1 protein-coding gene and 1 pseudogene are annotated in these 361 nt (G+C 67.0%); both read left to right on the top strand.

Annotation, left to right across the window (positions count from 1 at the left end):
• Positions 1-238 (top strand): type II toxin-antitoxin system RelE/ParE family toxin (locus tag ACFHWU_RS29515; protein ID WP_416592355.1); only part of this gene is annotated, 238 nt, incomplete at its 5' end.
• Positions 235-361: pseudogene (locus ACFHWU_RS29510) on the top strand (transcriptional regulator); the annotation flags it as partial. The gene ACFHWU_RS29515 and the pseudogene ACFHWU_RS29510, both read left to right, overlap by 4 nt.

Genomic DNA, 361 nt, shown 5'->3' with positions numbered 1-361 from the left:
ACCGCCTGACCCACCTCGCGCGCTTGCGGTATTCCAAGGTCCCACGCACCTATCCAGTCACCGTCCAGGAACCGTACGGATCCTGTTCGCCTTCGACCCTTGGCGTTCCAGCGTCCTGCTCGTCGCCGGCGACAAAACCGGCCGGTGGAACGAGTGGTACACCGACGCCATCCCACTGGCCGAACACCGCTACGAGATCTACCTGAAGGAACGCGCCGAGCAGGAAGGGGAACCGTGATGGGCTACACGCGCTGGAGTGACGTCCGGAGTGCCTACGTCGAACGGGCCGGTGGCGAGGAGGCGGTCGAGGCCGGCAAGCGGGAACTGCTGGCCACCGTCGTCGGGCACCGCCTCGCCGAGG

The organism is Micromonospora sp. LOL_015, assembly GCF_048060275.1.
Classification (GTDB): Bacteria; Actinomycetota; Actinomycetes; order Mycobacteriales; family Micromonosporaceae; genus Micromonospora_E.
Note: the sequence above shows the minus strand (reverse complement) of the source record. Positions and strands in the feature narration are given on the sequence as shown.